At 46.0% G+C, this 22299-nt stretch carries 18 protein-coding genes; 12 read left to right on the forward strand and 6 right to left on the reverse strand.

Features of this window, described 5'->3' with window-relative positions:
• Window positions 1-33 precede the first annotated feature (33 nt).
• The 5 genes from IE165_RS16460 to IE165_RS16480 all read left to right on the forward strand — a co-directional run bounded on the left by IE165_RS16460 (window position 34) and on the right by IE165_RS16480 (window position 5333).
• A complete protein-coding gene (locus tag IE165_RS16460; protein ID WP_189627746.1) occupies window positions 34-576 on the forward strand; it encodes a TetR/AcrR family transcriptional regulator in 543 nt (180 codons plus the stop codon).
• An 89-nt stretch (window positions 577-665) separates the two neighbouring features.
• Entirely contained in the window at window positions 666-2369 is a 1704-nt protein-coding gene (locus tag IE165_RS16465; RefSeq protein ID WP_189627747.1) for a glycoside hydrolase family 3 protein, read from the forward strand.
• A 223-nt stretch (window positions 2370-2592) separates the two neighbouring features.
• Window positions 2593-4020 (forward strand): L-serine ammonia-lyase, encoded by a 1428-nt coding sequence (locus tag IE165_RS16470; RefSeq protein ID WP_189627748.1) that lies wholly within the window; start codon window positions 2593-2595, stop codon window positions 4018-4020.
• Window positions 4021-4083: 63 nt separating this feature from the next.
• Window positions 4084-4929, forward strand: coding sequence for an MBL fold metallo-hydrolase (locus tag IE165_RS16475; RefSeq protein WP_189627749.1), 846 nt, complete (start codon window positions 4084-4086; stop codon window positions 4927-4929).
• 23 nt (window positions 4930-4952) lie between these two features.
• Window positions 4953-5333, forward strand: coding sequence for a hypothetical protein (locus IE165_RS16480; protein ID WP_189627750.1), 381 nt, complete (start codon window positions 4953-4955; stop codon window positions 5331-5333).
• An 11-nt stretch (window positions 5334-5344) separates the two neighbouring features.
• Here the strand turns inward: IE165_RS16480 and lipB are convergent, their stop codons facing one another.
• A complete protein-coding gene (lipB, locus tag IE165_RS16485) occupies window positions 5345-6070 on the reverse strand; it encodes a lipoyl(octanoyl) transferase LipB (protein ID WP_189627751.1) in 726 nt (241 codons plus the stop codon).
• Between the two features lie 234 nt (window positions 6071-6304).
• On the opposite strand from lipB, the gene hflX reads away from it, so the two are divergent.
• Complete coding sequence (hflX, locus tag IE165_RS16490; RefSeq protein ID WP_189627752.1) at window positions 6305-7495, forward strand: GTPase HflX; 1191 nt, start codon at window positions 6305-6307, stop codon at window positions 7493-7495.
• 58 nt (window positions 7496-7553) lie between these two features.
• On the opposite strand, the gene recG is transcribed toward hflX, so the two are convergent.
• The 5 genes from recG to IE165_RS16515 all read right to left on the reverse strand — a co-directional run bounded on the left by recG (window position 7554) and on the right by IE165_RS16515 (window position 12011).
• Window positions 7554-9659 (reverse strand): ATP-dependent DNA helicase RecG, encoded by a 2106-nt coding sequence (gene recG / locus IE165_RS16495; protein WP_189627753.1) that lies wholly within the window; start codon window positions 9657-9659, stop codon window positions 7554-7556.
• A gap of 113 nt (window positions 9660-9772) precedes the next feature.
• The gene (locus IE165_RS16500) at window positions 9773-10180 is read right to left on the reverse strand and encodes a hypothetical protein (protein ID WP_189627754.1); all 408 of its coding nucleotides are present in this window, start codon (window positions 10178-10180) and stop codon (window positions 9773-9775) included.
• 20 nt (window positions 10181-10200) lie between these two features.
• On the reverse strand, window positions 10201-10590 hold the full coding sequence (locus tag IE165_RS16505) for a hypothetical protein (protein WP_189627755.1): 390 nt from the start codon (window positions 10588-10590) through the stop codon (window positions 10201-10203).
• A 117-nt stretch (window positions 10591-10707) separates the two neighbouring features.
• Window positions 10708-11601: an EamA family transporter gene (locus tag IE165_RS16510; protein ID WP_189627756.1), complete on the reverse strand. Its 894-nt coding sequence runs from the start codon at window positions 11599-11601 to the stop codon at window positions 10708-10710.
• Between the two features lie 23 nt (window positions 11602-11624).
• Entirely contained in the window at window positions 11625-12011 is a 387-nt protein-coding gene (locus IE165_RS16515) for a RidA family protein (RefSeq protein ID WP_189627757.1), read from the reverse strand.
• Window positions 12012-12369: 358 nt separating this feature from the next.
• Between IE165_RS16515 and nagA the strand changes: the two genes are divergently transcribed.
• The 6 genes from nagA (at window position 12370) to IE165_RS16545 (ending at window position 22271) form a co-directional block, all read left to right on the forward strand.
• Window positions 12370-13488 carry an N-acetylglucosamine-6-phosphate deacetylase gene (nagA, locus tag IE165_RS16520; protein WP_189627758.1) on the forward strand — a complete coding sequence of 373 codons (1119 nt, stop codon included), beginning with the start codon at window positions 12370-12372 and terminating at the stop codon, window positions 13486-13488.
• A 72-nt stretch (window positions 13489-13560) separates the two neighbouring features.
• Window positions 13561-15204 (forward strand): glycoside hydrolase family 10-like protein, encoded by a 1644-nt coding sequence (locus IE165_RS16525; RefSeq protein ID WP_189627759.1) that lies wholly within the window; start codon window positions 13561-13563, stop codon window positions 15202-15204.
• A 139-nt stretch (window positions 15205-15343) separates the two neighbouring features.
• Window positions 15344-15925, forward strand: coding sequence for an N-acetylmuramoyl-L-alanine amidase (locus IE165_RS16530; RefSeq protein ID WP_229826604.1), 582 nt, complete (start codon window positions 15344-15346; stop codon window positions 15923-15925).
• A gap of 242 nt (window positions 15926-16167) precedes the next feature.
• Window positions 16168-19299 carry a SusC/RagA family TonB-linked outer membrane protein gene (locus tag IE165_RS16535; RefSeq protein WP_189627760.1) on the forward strand — a complete coding sequence of 1044 codons (3132 nt, stop codon included), beginning with the start codon at window positions 16168-16170 and terminating at the stop codon, window positions 19297-19299.
• A 3-nt stretch (window positions 19300-19302) separates the two neighbouring features.
• On the forward strand, window positions 19303-20943 hold the full coding sequence (locus IE165_RS16540; RefSeq protein ID WP_189627761.1) for a SusD/RagB family nutrient-binding outer membrane lipoprotein: 1641 nt from the start codon (window positions 19303-19305) through the stop codon (window positions 20941-20943).
• 95 nt (window positions 20944-21038) lie between these two features.
• On the forward strand, window positions 21039-22271 hold the full coding sequence (locus IE165_RS16545) for an exo-beta-N-acetylmuramidase NamZ family protein (protein WP_189627762.1): 1233 nt from the start codon (window positions 21039-21041) through the stop codon (window positions 22269-22271).
• Window positions 22272-22299 lie beyond the last annotated feature (28 nt).

Below are 22299 nucleotides of genomic sequence, written 5' to 3' on the forward strand. Positions count from 1 at the left end.
AGTAAAATTAATATCTTTGTAAAAATATAATGCATGAAAGATACGACGTTAAGCCGTAAGGAGAAAATAATGAAAGTGGCGCTTTCGCTTTTTGCTACGAAAGGCTACGTGGATACGTCAACGAAAGAAATCTCTGTAGAAGCCGGCGTTTCTGAGGCGCTGATCTTCAAACATTTTGGCAATAAAGATTCACTCCTTGCCCATATTATTAAAGCAGGTTATCGTCGCGTGCTTTCCCATCATCGGGGTATGATGACTTACAGGAACCCGAAGGAGTTCCTGCAGAATATGATTTTCCTGCCTAGTAAATTGGTGGCGGAGGAACCTCTTTTTTGGAAGCTTCAGGAGCGGCTTTCGCACAATACGTTTTCAAAACAACAGCATGAACAGTTTATGAAGCCTGTGCAACCTGTTTTGGTTAAAGCTTTTACGGAACTTGGGTATCGAGACCCCGAGTTGGAAACACAGTTGCTGTTGCTGCTGATCGATATGTTATGGAAGCGGGAGGCTAGCGGAGATATTAACAACGGTGTCGTTTTGTCCCAACTCCTAGAGAAAAAATACGAACTTCTGTAGTGCGTATTTTTGCGCGATTTCATTTTAAACATGCAAAAATTTGACTTCTTTATTATTTGGCGTATATTCGAAGCGATAAAAGACTAGCTATGATTAAAAAACTTTTGCTTTTTTTGGTGGGTGCTTTCCTTGTTGTTACTGCACAAGCGCAGAAGAGGCCTGATTTCGTGCAGGCAATAAACAGCAAAAATGCTTGGGTAGATTCTGTGTTCAGTAAGTTGAGCGCAAAAGAGCGTATTGCGCAATTATTTCTTGTACGCGCACATACGAATTTGGGCAAGAAGTATATCGACTCTGTGGCACAAGTTATCCGGAAAGAACAGTTGGGCGGCTTAGTTGTCTTTCAGGGCGGTCCGGTGCGTCATGCGCAAATGTTTAATCAATATCAAAAATTAAGCAAGGTTCCATTATTAATTACGTATGATGGAGAGTGGGGACTTGGCATGCGCATGCCGGACTCTACGTTGTCTTATCCCTACCAAATGACTCTTGGTGCGATACAGAATGAACACCTAATCTATGAAATGGGACGCCAAGTAGCGCGTGATTTCCAGCGTCTTGGCATGCATTTTAATTTTGCGCCCGTCGTGGATATTAACAATAATCCCAAAAATCCGGTTATCAATTTTCGTTCGTTTGGCGATAACAAACATAACGTTACACGGAAGGCAAAGGCATATATGGATGGCATGGTCGACGGAGGAATTATTGCTTCGTTGAAACACTTTCCAGGGCATGGAGATACCGATGTCGATTCGCACCACGACCTTCCACAGCTAAATTTTTCAAAAAAACGTTTGGATACGTTGGAGATTTTTCCGTTTCGAGCCTTGATAAAGGCGGGGGCTCCAGCGATCATGGTGGCACACATGCATATTCCGGCGCTCGACGCTTCACCCAATATCCCTTCTTCTATATCGAAGAAAGTAGTAACAGACTTGCTGCGAAAAGAGCTGGGGTTTAAAGGGCTTACAGTGACTGATGCCATGGATATGAACGGTGTGAAGAAGTTTTTTCCAAATGGGGAGGCGGATGTTATGGCAATCGAAGCGGGTCATGATTTATTGGAAGTATCTGAAAACAGCGCGCGCGCTATTGATCTGGTAGAAAAGGCTGTTAAAAGCGGACGGATCAAACAGGCGGATTTAGATCAGCGCGTTAAGCGTGTGCTTGCTGCTAAATATTGGGTGGGGCTGCACCAGTACCGGCCTGTGCCCATGCAGCAGCTATATAGCGACCTAAACGGCAATCCCGCGAAACAACTGGTACAGCGCCTAGCGGATGCTGCTGTAACCGTATTGAAAGCCGATAGGCGCATGAAAACATTTGATCGTCGCGCGGAAACAGCTATTGTATCGGTCGGTATCGGACAGGCACAGGATTTCGAGAAGGAAATAGCGACGCAGCTCACGGAAAAGAACCACTTTTATATTACCGGCAAAGAGACAGAGGAAGAATTAAAAGATTTGTTGAAGCAGATTCGAGGTGCTAGACAAATCTTACTTGCCATACACGACAACAGATCCCGCCCTAGAAGTGAATCAGACTTGTCCGAAGATGTTCGCGAGTTTATCGATAAGCTTGCCGGTAGACGGACGATCACCCTCATGTTTACCAATCCGTATATGCTGGATAACCTTTCGGTAGATCGAAGCAGTGGCATTATCATGGCGTATCAGAATGATAGTTTTATGCAGAAGGCCGCAGTTAAGCTACTTTTAGGACAGATCAAAGCCCAGGGCAAACTGCCCGTCACTATCAACAAGAAGTTTCAATATGGAGATGGTCTCTAGCGCATTGTTCGTGTAGATGGTGTATAGGGCGTAGCTTCGATAAGAGACAATTTGCCCCCATGTCGATCGGAAGCCGCAAAAAACTAAGGAGCCATTCTGCAAATTTTTTAACGAAATTTGCTAGTTGTTAGGATATTGCTAACGGTTGTTGCTAAAAATTGAGGCTAGTAATAGAGGATATTGTCATAGAAAACGATATTTTTGTGAGAGCTTAAATTTGGAAATGGCAAACGAGCGAATCTCTATTTTTGATATGTTTAAAATTGGTATCGGACCATCCAGTTCGCATACCCTAGGTCCTTGGCGCGCTGCGCAACGTTTTATAACGGTGTTAAAAGGTAGAAACGTCTTGAACAGCACCGTCGGCATCCATATCTTGCTTTATGGTTCCTTAGCAAAAACCGGGATCGGTCATGGAACGGATATTGCCACCTTACTTGGGCTTAGCGGTGATGACCCAGTTACGTTTGATGTCTATCAAGTGATGCCAAAAGTGCATCACATCAAAACATCAGGACGTATTAATCTGGGAGGCGAGCGAGATATTCCTTTTTCCTACCAGTCCGATTTGCTTTTTCTCTATGCAGAAAGTCTTCCCTTTCATCCGAATGCAGTTACGTTTCAAGCATTCTTGGAAGATGGTACGGCAGTTTCAGAAACGTACTATTCGATTGGGGGGGGATTTGTGGTGCAAGAGGGAGATGCAGATGGTGTGTTGAGCGAGGTAGACCTCCCTTTTCCGGTAGATACGGCACAAGAGTTGATGGTTTGGTGCATGCGTACCGGGTTGAAGATCTCGGAACTTGTGCTGGAGAACGAACTGTCGTGGCGAAATGAAGAAGAAACCAAAGCTGGCATCCTGCAGATATTCCATACCATTAAGGATTGCATCTACAAAGGCTGCCATACGGCGGGGATATTGCCTGGAGGCCTACTCGTAGAACGTCGGGCTGCCAAGATGAACCAACGCCTGTTGAAAGGACGGCCATATCGTGATTACGATTCTTGGCTTGAGGCCATACGCGAAGGAGGAAAGGATTTCGGTTATATCTTGGATTGGGTAAGCTGTTTCGCTTTGGCCGTAAATGAAGAAAATGCTTCCTTCGGAAGGGTTGTCACCGCACCCACAAATGGTGCATCTGGTGTTATTCCGGCAGTATTGCAATACTATATCACCTTTCACAACGCTTACGGGGAAGACAAAATCACGCAGTTTATTGCAACGGCATCCGAAATTGGATCCATCTTCAAAAAAGGAGCTACCATATCGGCCGCCATGGGTGGCTGTCAAGCAGAAATTGGGGTGTCCTCGGCAATGGCTGCCGGCGCATTGACCGAATGCTTGGGCGGATCACAGCGACAGGTATTGATGGCTGCCGAGATTGCGATGGAGCATCACCTTGGGCTTACCTGCGATCCTATCGGCGGCTTGGTACAGATCCCCTGTATCGAGCGGAACACGATGGGTGCTGTCAAGGCTATAACCGCCGCACAATTGGCGTTAAATTCCAATCCGGATAAAGCAAAGGTTAGTTTAGATGCGGTGGTCAGCACCATGTGGGAGACCGCGCAGGATATGAATATAAAATACAAGGAGACCGCGGATGGCGGATTGGCCATCAAGGTCCCATTAAGTTTGCCGGAATGTTAGGACGATGCAGGAGTCAGCTTGGGATGGCGATAGGCGTGATGATTAATTTTGGAGGTGTTTGTTATGAGATATAGTGCGTTAGCGTCAGGAAGTAATGGAAACAGCTATTATGTAGCGAATGGGGATGATGCGGTGCTCGTGGACGTCGGCATCAATACCAAGCATATGGAGTTACGGATGGGTAAGCTCGGGATTGATCCTGCGAGCATTGCGGCTATTTTCATAACCCATGAGCATAGCGACCACATCCGCGGATTATCCGTGTTTTGCAAACGGTATCAGATACCGGTATACCTGACAGCGGGTTCCTACCAAGGGTCGCGCTTGCATCTTCCGGATTACTTAGTGCATATCATACAACCCAATGCCAAGATCGATATAGGTTCTATTAGCGTATATGGTATCCCGAAATACCATGATGCCAAAGAACCCTGCAGTTTCCTGATTAGCAATGGTATGTTTAACATCGGCATCCTAACCGATTTAGGAAGACTATGCGACAACGTAAAACATGTGGTCAAGCATGCTGATGTGTTGCTGCTGGAGGCGAATTACGATGAAGAGATGCTGGAGAAGGGGCGCTATTCTTTCTACCTCAAAAATCGCATTCGCAGTGGATGGGGACATATTTCCAACAAGCTTTCGCTCGAGGTGTTTCTCGAAAATCGAACGCCGCGCCTACGACATCTCATCCTATCTCATCTTTCAGGGCAGAACAATAAGGTGGATCTTGTTTATCAAACCTTTGCCCCCCACTGTGCAGATATCAAACTTTCCGTTGCCACCCGTTACGAAGAAACTGAGCTTTTTGATTTGCATGCCCTGTCCCAAACGAAGCATGTAGAAACCCAGCTGAAAAAAAGCAGCGTTCACCAAACAAGTTTATTTGCAAAGGCGGAGGAAGCTTAAGGTTTCCAAAAAAAAACCTTACCATGACCATAAAGGAACGCGTGTTGCATATCGCTAAACAAAAGGGACTTCAAAAAGTAAGTTTTTTTCAAGATTTGGGTATATCCTATGCAAATTTTAAAGGGCCGCAAAAGCGGTCAGCATTAAGTTCAGATACGCTCGTTACCATTCTACAAAGATACCCAGATGTCGACCCTGTTTGGCTGTTGATGGGTGAAGGAACGATGATGCGCACATCCGTGACGCGCCCTGAGCAGGGAGATGGTTCGGTAGAAAGCAATCAAAAAGGCGAGCCACTGCATGCTGCTTTACAACAAGCGGTATCCGCTCAGGAAAAAACCATCAAGCTTCTAGAGCAACAGGTTAGTTTATTGGAACAAGAACTAAGGGCCTGTAGAAAATAATCGAAGATGGTTTATGGTAAAGGTATGTTTTGTGGATGCTCGAACAATTGCATGCCAAATAGTTCGGCAATATGTGTTTTAAGTATCTCCTTCACTTCGTCCATGTCCAGTTTGCGGCCGAGCTCGCGTGCTAGCGACGTGACGTCTTTGTCATCAATTCCACAAGGAATAATGTGCGTAAAGTAGCTCAGGTCTGTGTTAACATTAAAGGCAAATCCATGCATGGTCACCCAGCGTGATGCACGTACACCCATTGCGCAGATCTTTCTTGCCTTATCGTTATCTGCATCAATCCACACCCCCGTGAAGCCATCGTAACGGCCAGTTGCGATTCCGTAATCTGCACAGGTGCGAATAACGGCTTCTTCCAAAGTGCGTAAATACCGGTGGATGTCCGTGAAAAAATTATCCAGATCAATAATGGGATAACCTACGATTTGGCCTGGACCGTGGTAGGTGATATCTCCACCACGATTGATCTTATGAAAAGTAGCTTGTTTGGCCCGGAGACCATCCTCGTCCAACAGCAGGTACTCCGGATGTCCACTCTTGCCTAAGGTGTAAACATGTGGGTGCTCGGTAAAGATGAGGTAATTCGGAGTAGCACGATCTGTTTTGTTGATTACATTGTCATGCTTGATAGCGACCGTACCCGAAAAAACGGCTTCCTGTTTGTCCCAGGCTTCTTGGTATTCAACCAATCCCCAATCTATGAATTGAACGTTTTTGTTTTGCATGTGTTATTCCATTACGCCTTCGTTTATTTCAGGCAGCTTGAGTGAGCCAGCGAATAAACGATACAAATTTATGGAATTCGAACCGAAATCTCCCGGATGAATATCCTGTGGATGTCAAGAGTGGATAAAAACAATTATCTTTGTAGGCTTGAGCAAGGTGGAAGCGAATCGATAGCAAGCCAACGAAGACGAAATGGCCTTGCACGACGATTGATCAACTTAGTGTGGAATAATATGGCAAGAACAAAAATATACGATACAGCAATAAAACCCGAAACAGCAGTTTTGGTGTCAGTGATCACGCCGGATAGCTCCGAGGTGAAAGCCCATGAGTACCTCGAGGAGCTTGCTTTTTTGGTTGAAACGGCTGGAGGTGTCAATAAGGGCATTTTTACACAGAAATTGGCTTATCCGGATAGGGCTACTTTTGTAGGGAGTGGCAAATTGGAAGAAATTAAGGCATACATTGTTGCCGAAGGGATCGATATGGTTGTGTTTGATGACGAGCTATCGCCCTCGCAGCTGCGTAATATTGAGAAGGAATTTCAAATTAAGGTTTTGGACCGTTCGAATCTTATTTTGGACATCTTCGCGCGACATGCCCAAACGGCGCAAGCGAAAACGCAGGTTGAGCTTGCCCAGCTGCAATATCTATTGCCCCGTTTAACCCGTATGTGGACTCACTTGGAGCGCCAGCGTGGTGGTATTGGTATGCGGGGGCCGGGCGAAAGCCAAATTGAGTCGGATAGGCGTATGATTCTGAACAAGATCTCCTTGTTGAAAGATCGGTTGAAGCAAATCGACAAGCAAAATGAAACGCAACGCAAAAATCGAGGAGAGCTCATCCGCGCTGCTTTGGTCGGGTATACCAATGTCGGAAAATCCACCATCATGAATATGGTTTCCAAATCGGATGTCCTGATCGAGAATAAACTTTTCGCGACCTTGGACACTACGGTTAGAAAAGTCGTCATTGACAACCTGCCTTTTTTGCTTTCCGATACCGTAGGGTTTATCCGCAAATTGCCGCATCATCTCGTGGAATGTTTTAAATCCACTTTGGATGAGGTTCGCGAGGCGGATATTCTCATCCACGTGGTCGATATATCCCACCCTAATTTTGAAGACCATATCCTCGCGGTCAATGAAACATTGAAAGAGCTCGGAGCTTTGGATAAACCAGTGATCACCGTTTTTAATAAGATTGACGCATACCAACCTGCAGTAACAGCAGATGAGGAGGGGCAAGAGATCAAGACGACATTAGCTGATTTCCGAAACTCCTGGATGGCCAAAAATGCGGATCCCGCTATCTTTATCTCTGCAACGGACAAGACCAATCTGGAAGAGTTAAAGGAGAAATTATATGAGATTGTGGTAGCGCTGCACAACGTTCGTTATCCATATAATAATTTGCTGTACTAACGAAGAAGGATATGCCTTGGCTTGAAAAGTTGGAGCGGGATATTGATTGGTGTTTTTATTAAGAAATTTTATCCCACGAGATATTAGGGCCGCGTTGCGAAAGATATGCAGACAGTTTACTGTTTTTTTCCTGTGCAAGCGCGGGGTCGTCATGGAATATCGCGATGACACTGTTGCGTGCTTCGCTGAGTATACCTTGGTCGGAGGAGAGGTTGGCTATTTTCATCTCTAGCACACCCGATTGCTGGGTGCCTGATAGATCTCCTGGGCCGCGCAGTTGCAGGTCGACTTCCGCAATCTCAAAACCGTCAGACGTCCGAACCATGGTTTCCAATCTGGTTCTGCCCTCTTTGCTAAGTTTGTTGCCCGACATCAGGATGCAAAATGATTGTTCTGCGCCACGGCCTACCCGTCCACGTAGCTGGTGCAGTTGTGATAATCCAAAACGTTCGGAATTTTCGATAATCATGACGGACGCATTCGGTACGTTAACACCAACTTCGATCACCGTAGTGGCCACCATGATCTGTGTTTCGCCTTTCACAAAACGCTGCATCTCGAAGTCCTTGTCCTTCACGGGCATTTTTCCGTGCACGATGCTGATCTTGAATTGAGGAAGAGGGAATTCGCGCTGTAGGTTTTCCAGCCCGGCCTCTAAATACAAGAGATCCATCTTTTCGCTTTCCTTTATCAGTGGGTAGACCACATACACCTGACGGCCTTTGTTAATTTCGTCCCGCATAAAGCCAAATACACGTAGCCGCTGGTTTTCAAAAAAATGAACAGTTTTAATAGGCTTTCTCCCGGCCGGCAGTTCGTCAATAACGGAGATGTCGAGATCGCCGTACATGGTCATGGCCAGTGTTCTCGGGATTGGTGTGGCGGTCATCACAAGCATATGAGGAGGTATGCTGTTTTTCCGCCATAGCTTAGCGCGTTGTTCCACGCCAAATCGATGTTGTTCGTCAATCACCACGAAGCCGATATTCTTGAATTTGACTTTATCTTCGATAAGGGCATGGGTGCCAATCAGTATATCTAATGTCCCTTCCTCCAACTGCTGGTGGATAATCCGGCGTTCTTTTGTGCTCGTAGAGCCTGTTAACAGTTTAACGGTACAGATATCCTCTCCCAAGAGTGAGCTGATGCCTGCAAAATGCTGTTGTGCAAGAATTTCTGTCGGCGCCATCATACAGGCCTGATAACCATTGTCAATGGCTAGCAGCATGGACATTAGTGCAACGACCGTCTTGCCAGAGCCCACGTCGCCCTGAACTAAGCGATTCATTTGTGCCCCAGTATTGGTGTCTACTCGTATTTCCTTGATTACGCGTTTTTGCGCACCCGTCAATGGGAAGGGCAGTCGTTCGTTGAAAAATGTGTTGAAGGAATCGCCGACCTGATCGAAACGGTGCCCCCGATATTTCTGCATATTAAGCTGCTTGTTGCGTAGTAACCGGAGCTGAATGAAGAATAGCTCCTCGAATTTGAGCCTCCTTATTGCAGCATTAAGGTCGTGTACCGTTTGCGGGAAATGTATGGATAGTAGTGCTTGCTGATAGCCGATCAGTTTATGCTTTTCAAGAAGGTATTCGGGTAAGGGCTCTTGCAGGGAGCGCAAGATCGTCTCCAAAGCTGTCTGCTGCAGTTTCTGAATGCCTTTGCTATCCAGATTGAATTTTTTGAGCTTATCTGTGGAGGAATAGACGGGCTGCATCGTGAGATTGCCTATCTTTTTCTCCTTGTTATCGAAAAGCTCCATCTCTGGATGCGTAATGGAAACCTGGCCATTAAAAGCTGTCGGTTTGCCGTAGGCTATATACGCGGAACCCACTTTCAGGGATTTTTTTAGCCAAGGGATACTTTGGAACCAAACGAGCTCCATGCTGGCCGTGTCATCTCGAAACTGTGCTACAAGGCGCTTACCCCGTTTTTCACCCATCTCTTGCAAGCTTATTAAACGCCCAATAATCTGTGCGCCGACCATATCGGCATGTACTTCCTTGATTTTATGGAATTTTGTCCGGTCGATATACCGGAAAGGGTAGTGCTGAAGCAGATCACCAATGGTAAAAAGCTGCAGTTCTAATTTAAGGACGTCCGCCTTTTGTGGTCCTACACCTTTCAGGTACGCTATGGGCGTTATTGCAGATAAATCAGCCATTTTCTAGGAAAGGCTAAATTAAGAAAATATTTTCGTTTAACCTTCCCATTGATGCGTGGTATGGATGATGTTCGTTCAATTGGACTATTCACGTGCGGCGCTGTCGTTAAACCTCAATAGGTAAAAATAGGCTTTCCGTCCAAACAGGTGATGCCTCTGGGCTTTCTGTAGGCCATGCAGTTGATGCGCGGCGCGATCATCGGGCGGTAGATGGCAATGACCAGTTCATAATCTGCAACAAGTTTTTGCAACTGTTGCTCGTCTGTCGTGCTATGATAGGCTAAATGATCCAGTCCGCAAATGGTCTGAATATCCATCATTTTCCAATCTGCGACTTGGCTACAGGGTTTTCTATGAGCCAGATTTATAATCGCTTCGTACTTTCGGTTGGCTGTTTTTTCCAGCTCCGGCTCAGGAAGGTCGCTATAGGGATTGCTTTGTATGTCTCCTTTACTACAGCCAGCTAATAAAAGCACTAAAGCAAAACTATTGATAAAAAAGTTCTTGGTTGATAATGGCATGAAATTAAATGTTTTGATCGTTACGGGGTGATAAAGACAGCTCGGTTGTTCTCACAGCGTATACCGGAGGGAGACATGACATACATGCAATCCGATATCAAGCCATATTTTTTATTAAAAGCCCGCTGTGCTTCTGTGTAGTGTTCAACAAGGGACAGGAAGTTTTGGCTCAGGCTACCTTCAGGATAGGCAATGTAGGACACGGGGCCTCCACAGGCTTTGCTTCCCAGCGGCGTGATTGCCCATTGTGAAGGATCGGTACAGGGCACACTATTCGCAAGAGCGGTGATTTCCGAGTGTAGCTGGCGAAGCTCTTCCTCTGCAGCCAGGCGGGTATGCAATTCTGTTTTGTCGCATGCCGTGCATAAACCTAGCACGATGCTTGAAAAGAAAAGGAGGATAGGTTTCATATCTTTTACGTTGTGTTGGTTTGTTTCTTCTTATACGGATAAGGCGACACAAACGCGACATCGATCAATTCTTTTATTTTGGAATTTTTCAAAACTCACACCTTTGTATGGTAGATATTACCGCGTTAGCAGTTTGCGTAAGGTTTGGAAATTAAACAGGACAATTGCGAGGGACAACGTGGCATAGGCCACATACTTATGCGGATCTACATCTTCCTTGAAATAAAAGATTGCCAGTAAAAAAGCTATAATAGGATTGACATAAAGCAATACGCCCGTTGTGCTGGAAGAAATGCGCGTCAGTGCGTACATGCTCAAAAACAAGGGGATGATAGTGAAAGCTACCGCAATAAGGAGAATCGATGTCCAGAATACGTAGCCTTGAGGTAGGGGGTGACGCTGTATGATAAGAATAGGGATGATGAACAAGGAACAGATGGATAGCTGTATGGCCAAGACGTGTAGTTTGTCAAAGCCTTGTAGCACCCGTTGACTGATCAGATAAAAAGCATATAAAGCAGCAATAGCCAAAGACCACATACCATCAATAAGGGAGCCGCTGGCCAGCAGGCTAACACTGACAAGCGCCAGCGCCAAGGCCGTCCATTTCCAGGCATTCAGCCGTTCCTGCAAGACAACGAATGCCGTAAACGTTGTGATCAATGGGCAGATCATGTAGCCGAATGCAGCAGATTGGACGCTGATGTAATTGATCGCGTAGATGTAGCAGTACCAATTGCCGAAGATACAGATGGAGGCAAAAACGGTGAGCACAACGACCCTTCTTTTTCCGTTGAAGGAAAGAGTGTTATAGTGTTGGATATCTTTGTATAGCACCTTCGTCCTAAAAATGAGCAGATAACTCCATAAGATGATAAGACCAGTCAGGATTCGGTAATTCAGGATGTCGTCGGCCGGCCAGCCCTCAAGCCAACGCACCGGAATAGACATAAATCCCCAAATCAAAGGAGCTAAAAAAGCCGCAAAAAAATACGTTTTGCGGCTTTCCATATTGTCGGTATGTTTTTCCACGACTAATCTTTCCAGGCGATCACAGAAATCTCGACATTGACGTTCTTCGGAAGTGTTTTTACAGCGACGCATTCCCGCGCGGGCTGGCTCTCCGTAAAATATTGCGCATATACTTCATTGATTGTTGCAAAGTCTCCCATATCGCTGATAAAGATGCTGGCCTTTACCACATCCTTAAAACTGTATCCCGCATTTTCCAATATAGCAGCCACATTTTTAAGTACTTGGTGGGTTTCATCCGCGACGCCGGAGCTCACAAGCTCCATGCTTCCCGGAATCAGTGGTATCTGCCCAGATACATAGAGCGTTTGTCCGGCTTTAATGGCTTGGTTATAAGGGCCGATTGCCGCAGGCGCGTTTTCTGTATTGAAGATTTGTTTTTCTGACATATGTTAATGTATAAAAGAGGGTCTTAAAATGAATAAAACCAGCTCGAAGAACGTTCCGAAAAGCTAGTTTGCAAAAAAGATTTTATATACGATAGCTAGCACGAACATCGTAATGGCGATTATATTCATTATACGCATGGCTTTTCGATTGAAACGAGAAGAAGCCGATAGTTCGGGCTGATTGTCCTTTGGTTTCATGCAGCTAATTTACAATCCAAAATTTGCATTAGCAATATCTATGTCCAGCTAAAATGGTGTAAATTTTTCTTTCGTTGCGTGTAAAATCGTTAACTTTCCGATATTATAGCAGTTGTTAAATGGCGATTTAGCTTTTTAGTTTTCGCCAAAAATGTAGAAAATGACAAAGAATCAAAAAATTGCACTCGTTAACGGACGTATATTCAACGGTGACGATGTGTTTTTAGGGCATGGCTTGTTGATGGACGCCGGTCGAATTCAAGGGATTTTTCCAATGCGAGCCATTCCGCAAGACTACCTGCAGGTAGACGTTGAGCGTGGCCATATTAGTGCTGGTTTGATTGATTTGCAAATCTATGGGACAGGCAACGATCTGTTTTCGGCAGAACTTAGCATGGATAGTTTAGATCGCATCGAAAGGAATCTAATCATGCAGGGCTGCACATCCTTTATGCTTACCTTAGCGACGAATAGCATAGCGGTGTTGCATAAGGGGATTGAAATTTTCAAAGACTGGCAACCAAAAGCAGCTTTGGGACTGCATCTTGAGGGGCCGTTTTTAAATAAGGCAAAAGGTGGAGCCCACCCCGCCAAATACATGCTCGAGCCATCGTTGGAAAATATGGAGGAGCTATTGCGCGACGCGCAGGGTGTCGTAAAAATGATGACCATCGCTCCGGAGTTGATCGACCAGGCGGTCGTAAAAGAATTGCGACGCCGAGGCATTTTACTAAGTGCCGGTCATAGTGCTGCCTCCTTTCAGGAAGCGAACGAGGGTTTTTCCAGCGGTATTCAGGCTGTTACCCATCTGTGGAATGCGATGTCTCCATTTCACCATCGCGATACCGGGTTGCCCGGTGCGGTGTTTCAGCACGACAAAGTCAAGGCCTCCATCATAGCAGACGGTGTACATGTGGATTTTCAGGCGTTGAAGCTCAGCAAGAAGCTGCTCGGCGACCGACTTTTTCTGATAACAGATGCCGTTGCGACGTGCGACAAAGGTCCTTATCAGCATGTGCGCAAGATAGACCACTATACCTTGCCTGATGGGACATTGAGCGGCTCGGCCCTCACGCTGTTGCAAGCCGTTGGAAATTGCGTTGTCCAAGCAGATATAGCCTTGGAAGAAGCGCTTCGGATGGCTACATCTTATCCGGCGGAGCTCTTGGGAAGGAGCGATATTGGAAATTTGAATACGGGATCGTCAGCCAATGTTTTGGTGTTTGACGCGGAGTTTGGCGTGCAACAGGTGTACATGGGAGGTGTGCGTTATGTCTGAACAGCAGCTAATGCGAGATGAAAATCACGCAATTTTCGTCGCCTAGGCTGAAAAAGTGTAGTTTTGCAATCTATGAATTTAAAACCGATAAAAAGTGCAGCAGTGTTGGCACTCGTGTCATCGATGCTGCTGTTTTCATGTGCGTCGCGTAAAAATAAAAAGGCAGCCAAGGAGCTAAAATCTCCTGCGGTAGAGCTGGTGCTAGCGGATACGGCACGCATAGAAAAGCCGCTGTCGTCCGTTACGCCTCCGGTGGTTACCAAATCAAAATCTGGAGGTAATGTCCTTATCGAAGCGCCACTCCGTGTGGATCTACCTACGGTGGAACGCGAATTCCGCGGCGCTTGGGTTGCTACGGTGGCCAATATCAACTGGCCTACGCGTGGTAACTATGCCACCGAATCACAAAAGCAAGAAGCTATCGCCTTACTTGATTTTTTGAAAGAAAATAATTTCAATGCGGTCATTTTCCAGGTGCGGCCTTCTGGGGATGCGCTGTATGACAGCCCCTACGAGCCTTGGTCTTATTTTTTGACCGGCGCTACCGGCAAACGTCCATCCCCGTATTATGATCCATTGACATTTTGGGTAGACGAAGCGCACAAGCGGGGACTCGAGCTGCACGTTTGGCTAAATCCCTACCGAGCCCACCATGCTAGTGGTGGCGCTGTAAGCAGCGAATCTATGGTTCGTAAAGCCCCCGAAATGGTGCTGCGATTGCGTAACGGTATGTACTGGTTCGATCCTGCGAATCCGAAAACACAAGATCACGCGGCAAAAGTAGTGGAGGATATTGTGAAACGTTATGATATTGATGGTGTACATTTTGACGATTATTTCTATCCGTATGCCGAGTATAATGGCGGTGCAGATTTCCCCGACGACGCATCTTGGAGTGCCTATCGGTCGTCGGGCGGTAAATTGTCTCGAGCAGATTGGCGTCGGGATAACGTAAATAGGTTTATTGAACGGGTATATAAGGTTATCAAATCGGAGAAAAACTACGTCAAATTCGGGATCAGTCCATTTGGTATTTGGAAACCTGGCTATCCTGCTGGAATCACTGGATCTTCACAGTATGATGAACTGTATGCCGATGCTAAACTATGGCTAAATAAAGGATGGATCGATTATTTTACACCACAATTGTATTGGCCAATCGAGCCCGCCAGACAAAGTTTTACCGCGCTATTGCGCTGGTGGGAGTCGGAGAACACACAAAAACGTCATGTATGGCCAGGACTCAACACCGTGGAGGTCCGTTCATCGAACCGTCCGCAGGAAATTGTTAGACAGGTTGAGGCAACACGCCAGCTGATTCCCAATAGTGTCGGTGCTGTACATTGGAGCATTGCTGGGTTGACTAAAAGCCCAAGCATGGTACAGGCTCTTAAAAATGGACCCTATCAGCATAAAGCACTAATACCACGTAGCCCTTGGTTACAGGTCAATCCATTGTTGGCGCCAACCTTGCTGCTAACGAAGGAAACGAGTAGCGTTTTTGTAAAATGGCTGCACAAGCAGCCCAATCAAGTTTTTCAATGGATAGCCTATGCACAATATGGTGACACGTGGGAGTACGAGATCTTGGATGCCCAGCAGAGTGAGAAAAGCTATCCAAAAATGAAGAATGGCAAGCCTTTGCATGCCATTGCGGTGAAAGCGGTAGACCGATTGAGTAACGAAAGCGAATATGTTGCAAAATCGGCACTTTGATTCCATAACCAAAACTTTACAAAACTACCTTAAATTTTCAGGTAGTTTTGTTTTTATGGAGGTGTGGAAAGTTAAATTGGCGGTGTTTTTTGTTTTGTGGGGTCTGTGTTATTCGAGTTGTGCACAAGAAAGACCTGCTATGGTGCAAAGACCGATTACGTGGGACAGTACACGTGAGCAACTTTCTTTAGCCTATCTCGAAGAGCGGCATGGGATACCTAGCAAAACCGTAGATATCGTGCCAAAGATAATTGTTGTGCACTGGACGGATATACTATCTGTTAACAAGACCATTCGTACGTTCGATCCTGTACAGCTCCCCGGCCGACCGCGATTAAAAAAAGCGAGCATGCTCAATGTTTCCGCCCAGTTTGTGGTCGGAAGGGATGGTACAATCTTTCAGCTGCTTCCTGAAACCACTTTTGCCCGCCATACCATAGGTCTCAACTACTGTTCAATCGGTATTGAGAATATTGGATCAGCCCGCTACCCACTGACCGAAGCACAGCTACAGGCCAATACAACGCTGATCAAATACTTGATGTCAAAATATGATATTCAACATGTCATCGGGCATCATGAATATCTAGCGTTTCAAGGCACCGAATGGTGGAAAGAGACAGATCCAGCTTATTTCACCCAGAAATCGGATCCCGGTGCAATATTTATGCAGCAACTGCGCATGAATTTGGAGATGGAAGATGCAGTAGCCCTGCCGTAGCGTTGTTTTATATTCCGGATCAACCCAAGGTCTGCTTTCGTCTGTTTATGATATGCGTTATTCTTACGTTGTACGTCGCCTTTTTACAGAAAAAAGCGTATGTGTTGAAGTTTTTTCTGCTTCTTTTTTTGAAAAAGCCGCATAATGTTGCAGGTTAAATAAAAATACCTTACTATTGTTTGATATAAAGATGAAGAGCGCTTCCAAAAGCCTTTTTATGAATAAATTTCAAAACAACTACCATGAATAAAGCTCTACTCGTAGCAATTGCTTTAGGAGGGGTGATACAAGGAGCCAATGCTGGCTTTGTTCCGGAGACATTTGGTACAAATTATCATCCTTCACACAAAAGTGACTTTTCTAATCAAACCCAGGTTTCCGGGATCGTGCGTGATGCATCCGGCCCCGTATCAGGAGTAACTGTGGCCGTCGTAGGCACATCCGTAGTCGTGCAAACGGACGAAAATGGAGCATTCTCGATTGCGGCATCAGCAGGCAACATACTGCGCTTTTCCGCAATTGGCTATAAATCCAAGGATGTGTCGGTAGAGGGTTCTACCGCTAACATAGTGTTGGAAAATGACGATACTTCGCTCGATGAAGTGATCGTTACCGCATTGGGCATAAAACGGGAGAAAAGAGCACTAGGCTATGCCGCGCAGGATATCAAAGCCGATGAGCTCATGAAGAACAAGAACCCCAATGTTATCAATTCGTTGAACGGCAAAATTGCTGGGGTGAATGTCACGAATTCTGGAGGTGCGCCAGGGGCATCTGCAAATATCATCATTCGTGGCGGTACCTCTCTCGAACGCGATAACCAACCGTTGTTTGTCATCGATGGCGTACCCATGGATAACTCGACCGGGCAAGGTGATAACTCTGCATTCGACGGCAGCACCAACGCATCCACTACGAACGGTAACCGGGCGTTGGATCTGAATCCCGAAGATATCGAGTCAGTATCGGTGTTAAAAGGGCCATCAGCTGCAGCGCTCTATGGCTTGCGGGCTGCAGCTGGTGCCATTGTGATCACGACGAAGAAGGGTAAAGATGGTGCTACGCAAGCATCTATCAGCTCCCGATTTGGGGTGAATTGGGTGAATAAACTGCCGGAACAGCAGTCCTTGTACAAACAAGGGTCGTATTACAACGGGTCTTTGGTCACGCAGACCTTCGAATCGTGGGGAGATCCTTTTGGAGCCGGGGAACAGCGCTTTAACAATATGCGCGATTTCTACGAGTTGGCTAGCTCGTATGACAATTCCTTCAACATTTCAGGAGGTTCGCCAAACGGTAATTTTTATCTTTCGGGTTCAAACATCTACCAAACGGGTGTGGTGCCTACAACAGACTTCAACCGGTCTACGGTTCGTTTTAACGGCGAGCAGAAACTTGGGAAGGTCACTGTTGGTGCTAACGTTTCGTATTCGATGAGCGATACCCGCAAAACGCTGACAGGCTCTGGATTGTGGGGCTCTGGAGGTAGTGGGTATATGGAAGGGGTTTTGATCTGGCCGGGCAACAATAATATGAAGGATTATCTCAATCCCGATGGGTCGAACAAGCTATTGCTTCCGGAGGTAGCGCTGGAAAATAATATGGACAATCCCTATTGGCTTATCAACAGAAATCCACAGAACGATAAGACGGATCGGATAATCGGGAATGTGTATACAAATATCGATGTCGCCGATTGGTTTGATATTACATATCGATTGGGGATCGACAACTACACCACGCAGTTCAGCTCGTTAACTTCAGCAGGGTCTAGCGTTAAATTGCAGTGGCAGGAAGGTATGATGTCCAATACCGATAGGAAGTACCAATACTTGAACAGCAACCTCATGCTGAATTTTAAAAAGCAGATCAACGATTGGGATTTTGGCTTATTGCTTGGTACTACGACGGAAGATACGCAAATAAAATCGACATCTGTTCGCGGAGAGCGTTTCGAGAACAAAGGTTTTGAAAGTATAGAAAATTTCTCAACAAACAACCAATATTACACCCAAATATATGATAACAATAGACTGATAGGCGTGTATGGAGACTTACGCGTCGGATACAAGAATCTAGCATTTATCAACTTCACCGGGCGTAACGATTGGTCGTCGACACTACCGTTGAACAATCGGTCGTTTTTCTATCCTTCTGTATCCGGATCGTTTATTTTTACCGAATTGTTTGAAAGAAATTCTATTTTATCGTTTGGTAAGCTTCGTGCTTCTTCCGCCTTTGTGGGGAAAGATACGAACCCATATGCAACCAATACTTATCTTTTCGGTCCTGAAGAGACTATTGGCGGAGGCTTTAGAAATCATTGGACACGCGGTAACGATAAGCTCCTGCCCGAAAAGACAAATGCATTTGAGGTAGGTGCCGACCTACGCTTTTTGAATGATCGGTTGGGGCTGGAATTTACCTACTACCAAACCAATTCATTCAATCAAATTTTGCAACCACGGGTATCCAATGCCACCGGCTATATTTTGACCTCTTACAATATCGGCGAGTTAAACAACAAGGGTGTGGAGTTTACGCTCAACGCTACGCCGATTAGACGGGAGAATTTTACGTGGAACAGTACCTTGAACGTTTCCCATAATACTGGTCGGGTAGCCGAATTGATCGGTGGATTGGACATCTTATACGTTACCGATGTACAGGTCGGCAATGGTAAGGCCGCCTCCTACAATGATGGTGATTTTATGGCCATAAGTGGTTCCGTTTGGCAAACAGACGATGATGGCAACTTATTGTTGGATTATAACACGGGGAGGCCACTGACGACTAACACAACGACAACCTATGTAGGCAACAGAGAGCCTGATTTTATCGGAGGATGGAACAACTCCTTTACATATAAAAATTGGGATCTATCTTTTTTATTTGATTTCCGAAAAGGAGGTGATATCTACAATGCCTCCGACTACCTGATGACCGTTTACGGAACAAGTCAAAGAACGGCATCAAGAGGAGAGACTATAAGCTTTACGGGAAGTGCGTTGAACCCTGCCACACAAGCTTACGAAATAATTACCCGCGAGGTAGTGGCCGATGAGGCCTTTTACAAAGACGTATACAGCAAGCATACTCCGAATTTTATCGAAAACGTAAATTGGTGGCGCCTGCGTGCCGTGTCATTGAGCTATACCTTACCCAAAGAAGTGCTTGCCCGCACAAAGTTTATTAAGGGGGCAACCTTCAATGCGGCAGGCAACAATTTGTGGTTGTTGACAAATTACTCGGGTGTGGATCCGGAAACAAGTGCGGCGGGAGCCGGTGTGCTTGGGTCAGGGTCGTCAGGCATAGACTATGCCGGTGTGCCGGCAACAGCTGGCTTTACGGTTGGTGTTAACTTAAGATTTTAAAACATGAAAAAAGTACTATATATCATCGCTGCTTCTGCCACGTTTATTTTAGGGGCATGTGATAAGTGGTTGGACATTAATGATAACCCGAATAGCGCCAATGCATCCGTCCCATTGCCGGAGCAGCGTCTGCCGCCGATATTAGCGCAATTCGCCGATGGCTATGAAAGTGCCGGGACGCGTGCGGTGCACGTGACACATCAGCTGGCAAATGTGTATAGCGCCAATGCGCGCAACTATCTTTTGACCCGGTGGTATTCCGATGCTGCCGCCGCAAATTGGCCGTGGCAGGCATGGTATGTCAATACCGCAGTGAATATACAGCCGATGATTGATAAAGCAGAGGGGTTGGGTGCCTACCATTATATTGGGGTGGGAAAGATCATGAAAGCATGGGGCTTCGGTTACCTGGCCGACTTTTATGGCATCCTGCCTTACCGAGAATTCGACAATCCCGATATCATCACACCCGCTTTTGATGATGCGGAATATATTTACGAACAGATTTTGCCATTATTGGATGAAGCCGTTGTCGAGCTGCAGAAAACACAGGCAGCTGGCGCACCTGCGCTAGCTCTAGGGGATACTTATAACGGTGGAAACGTGCAAAACTGGATTAAATTGGCTTATGGATTGAAGGCACGATTCTTATCACACTTAAACAAAAAGTCGATATACAATGAAGATGCTATTCTCGCGGCTTTGGCAAATGCGCCACAAAGTATGGAGGAATCGACGATTTTTCAATATGTCGACCAGTCCGCAACCACGGCATCCACCGTGCAGTCTGCCTTGCAATACGTAAACACGTCTGCTTCTACACGGGTTTCCAAACTTTACGTCGACTACATACTTAATCGGTATACCGGTGCGCCAACGGGTCTTCAAGATATGGAGGATCCGCGATTTACATTGCTCATTCCTCATTCGCAAGATCCAGATGGTACCATGCGGGCATCAATAGGTGTAGATTTTTCTTCTGACGTAGTGCTTAACGGTCCGGCAGCATACAGTTACTCGACGTCTACAAACACCTTCAGTCATAGAGATTCTGTGTACGTACAACTTCGCGAAGCTGTTGCAGGCAATGGCAGAATACTTTCCACCGGCACTTGGTATAACCACAAAGGATCAAAAGGTCTTCTCTTGACAGCCGCCGAGATGAAGTTTATAGAGGCGGAAATACGCTTCCGTAGAGGAGAGTCAGGCCTAGCCCTGGCAGCTTACAAAAACGGAATTCGTATCCATATGCAGATTATGGGGATTAATACGACACTTATTGAAAGCTTTTTGAACAGTACGTCGGTTGTGCAAGATGCTAGCGCGTTGACATTGAGCCATATAATGATTCAAAAATACATTGCCCTGTCTTACTCGCCAGAGCAATGGGTGGATATGCGACGGCTGAATTTCTGCACGGATGCTTCTGGAAACTACAGCGAGGCGACAGGCGTCTACAAAGGTTACAAGAGGCCGCGGCATGTATATTCGGACTCATACCCCTTGGCAACCGATTGGCCGCGCCGCTTCTCCATGCCTACCTATGAAGTTAATTACAATAGTCAGCAACTTCGCATCGCCGCGCCGACTTACGATCTGCCAACCTATATCAACGAGCCGATATGGTGGGATAAACAAGATTAGTCTAAAAATTCATATTTCCCGAAAGTTCGCTTTCGGGAATTTTTTTATCCGAGCTTTCTTGTTTATGTTTGTTGTACAATTAAAAACGCATAAATATGAAAAAGATAATGCTTGCCTACGCCACTATCGTATTGTTCTTGGGCTCTTGCTCTGCGCACAACCGGCAAAATAATGAAACGGGGGGCACGAGCAAGGCGCCCATCGATACGGCAACCATCGAAATCCATACCGGTGCTGACCAGTCTCAGCTCTATTTACCGATGCTGGAAGGGAAGAAAGTCGGTCTGATGGGCAATCAAACATCGATTATTGGCGCCAAAAATGAGCACGTAGTGGATATGTTATTACGGGAAAAAGTAGACCTTAAGTTTGCCTTTGCACCAGAACATGGTTTTCGGGGCGAGGTTGAGCGTGGTGAGAAGGTCAGTAATGAGGTGGATACAAAGACAGGTTTGCCGCTTTTTACTTTATATGGAGGAAATGAAAAGCAAGACTCGATTGTGAAGTCGATTGATGTGATGATTTTTGATTTGCAGGATGTCGGTGCCCGCTTCTATACGTATATCACTTCGTTGCATCGCGTGATGGAGCTGTGTGCTAAACATGGTAAAGAATTGATCGTGTTGGACCGGCCAAACCCGTGCGGCGATCAGGTCGATGGCCCTGTTCGTCAGGACGATAAATTCAAATCGAATGTTTCTTTCCATAAAATCGCGATGGTCCACGGATTGACGGTTGGTGAACTGGCGCAAATGATCAACGGCGAGCAGTGGCTCGAAGGCGGGAAACAGTGTAAGTTGACAGTCGTCCCTGTTAAAAATTGGGACCACAACAGCCGTTATGAGCTGCCTGTGATACCTTCACCAAGCTTACCCAATCACCTTTCTGTTCGTTTGTATTCCTCGTTATGCCTGTTTGAAGGGACTGATATCTCCGTAGGGCGAGGAACCGATTGGCCTTTCCAGGTCATCGGATACAATAATCCGGTATACGGCGATTTTCAGTTTACACCGGGAGAGAAATCCGGTATGAGCAAGCACGTAGAAGGTAAAGGGGAGATGCTGTACGGGGTAGATCTGCGTGCGATTGATGCCGATAAGCAAAAATTCACGCTGCGCTACCTGTTGGATTTTTACGAGAAAATGCCCGATAAAACAAAGTTTTTTGCTAGACCGGAATTCTTCGACAAACTCGCCGGTACAGACCAGCTGCGCAAGATGATTCTTGCAGGCAAAACCGAAACCGAAATACGCAATAGCTGGAAGGCTGAGCTCGAAGCATACAAAACCATGCGTAAAAAATACCTGCTATATCCTGATTTTCAATAGGTCAGAAATACATATTGTAAAACACGCC

The sequence above is a fragment of the Sphingobacterium griseoflavum genome (assembly GCF_014653155.1).
GTDB lineage: Bacteria > Bacteroidota > Bacteroidia > Sphingobacteriales > Sphingobacteriaceae > Sphingobacterium > Sphingobacterium griseoflavum.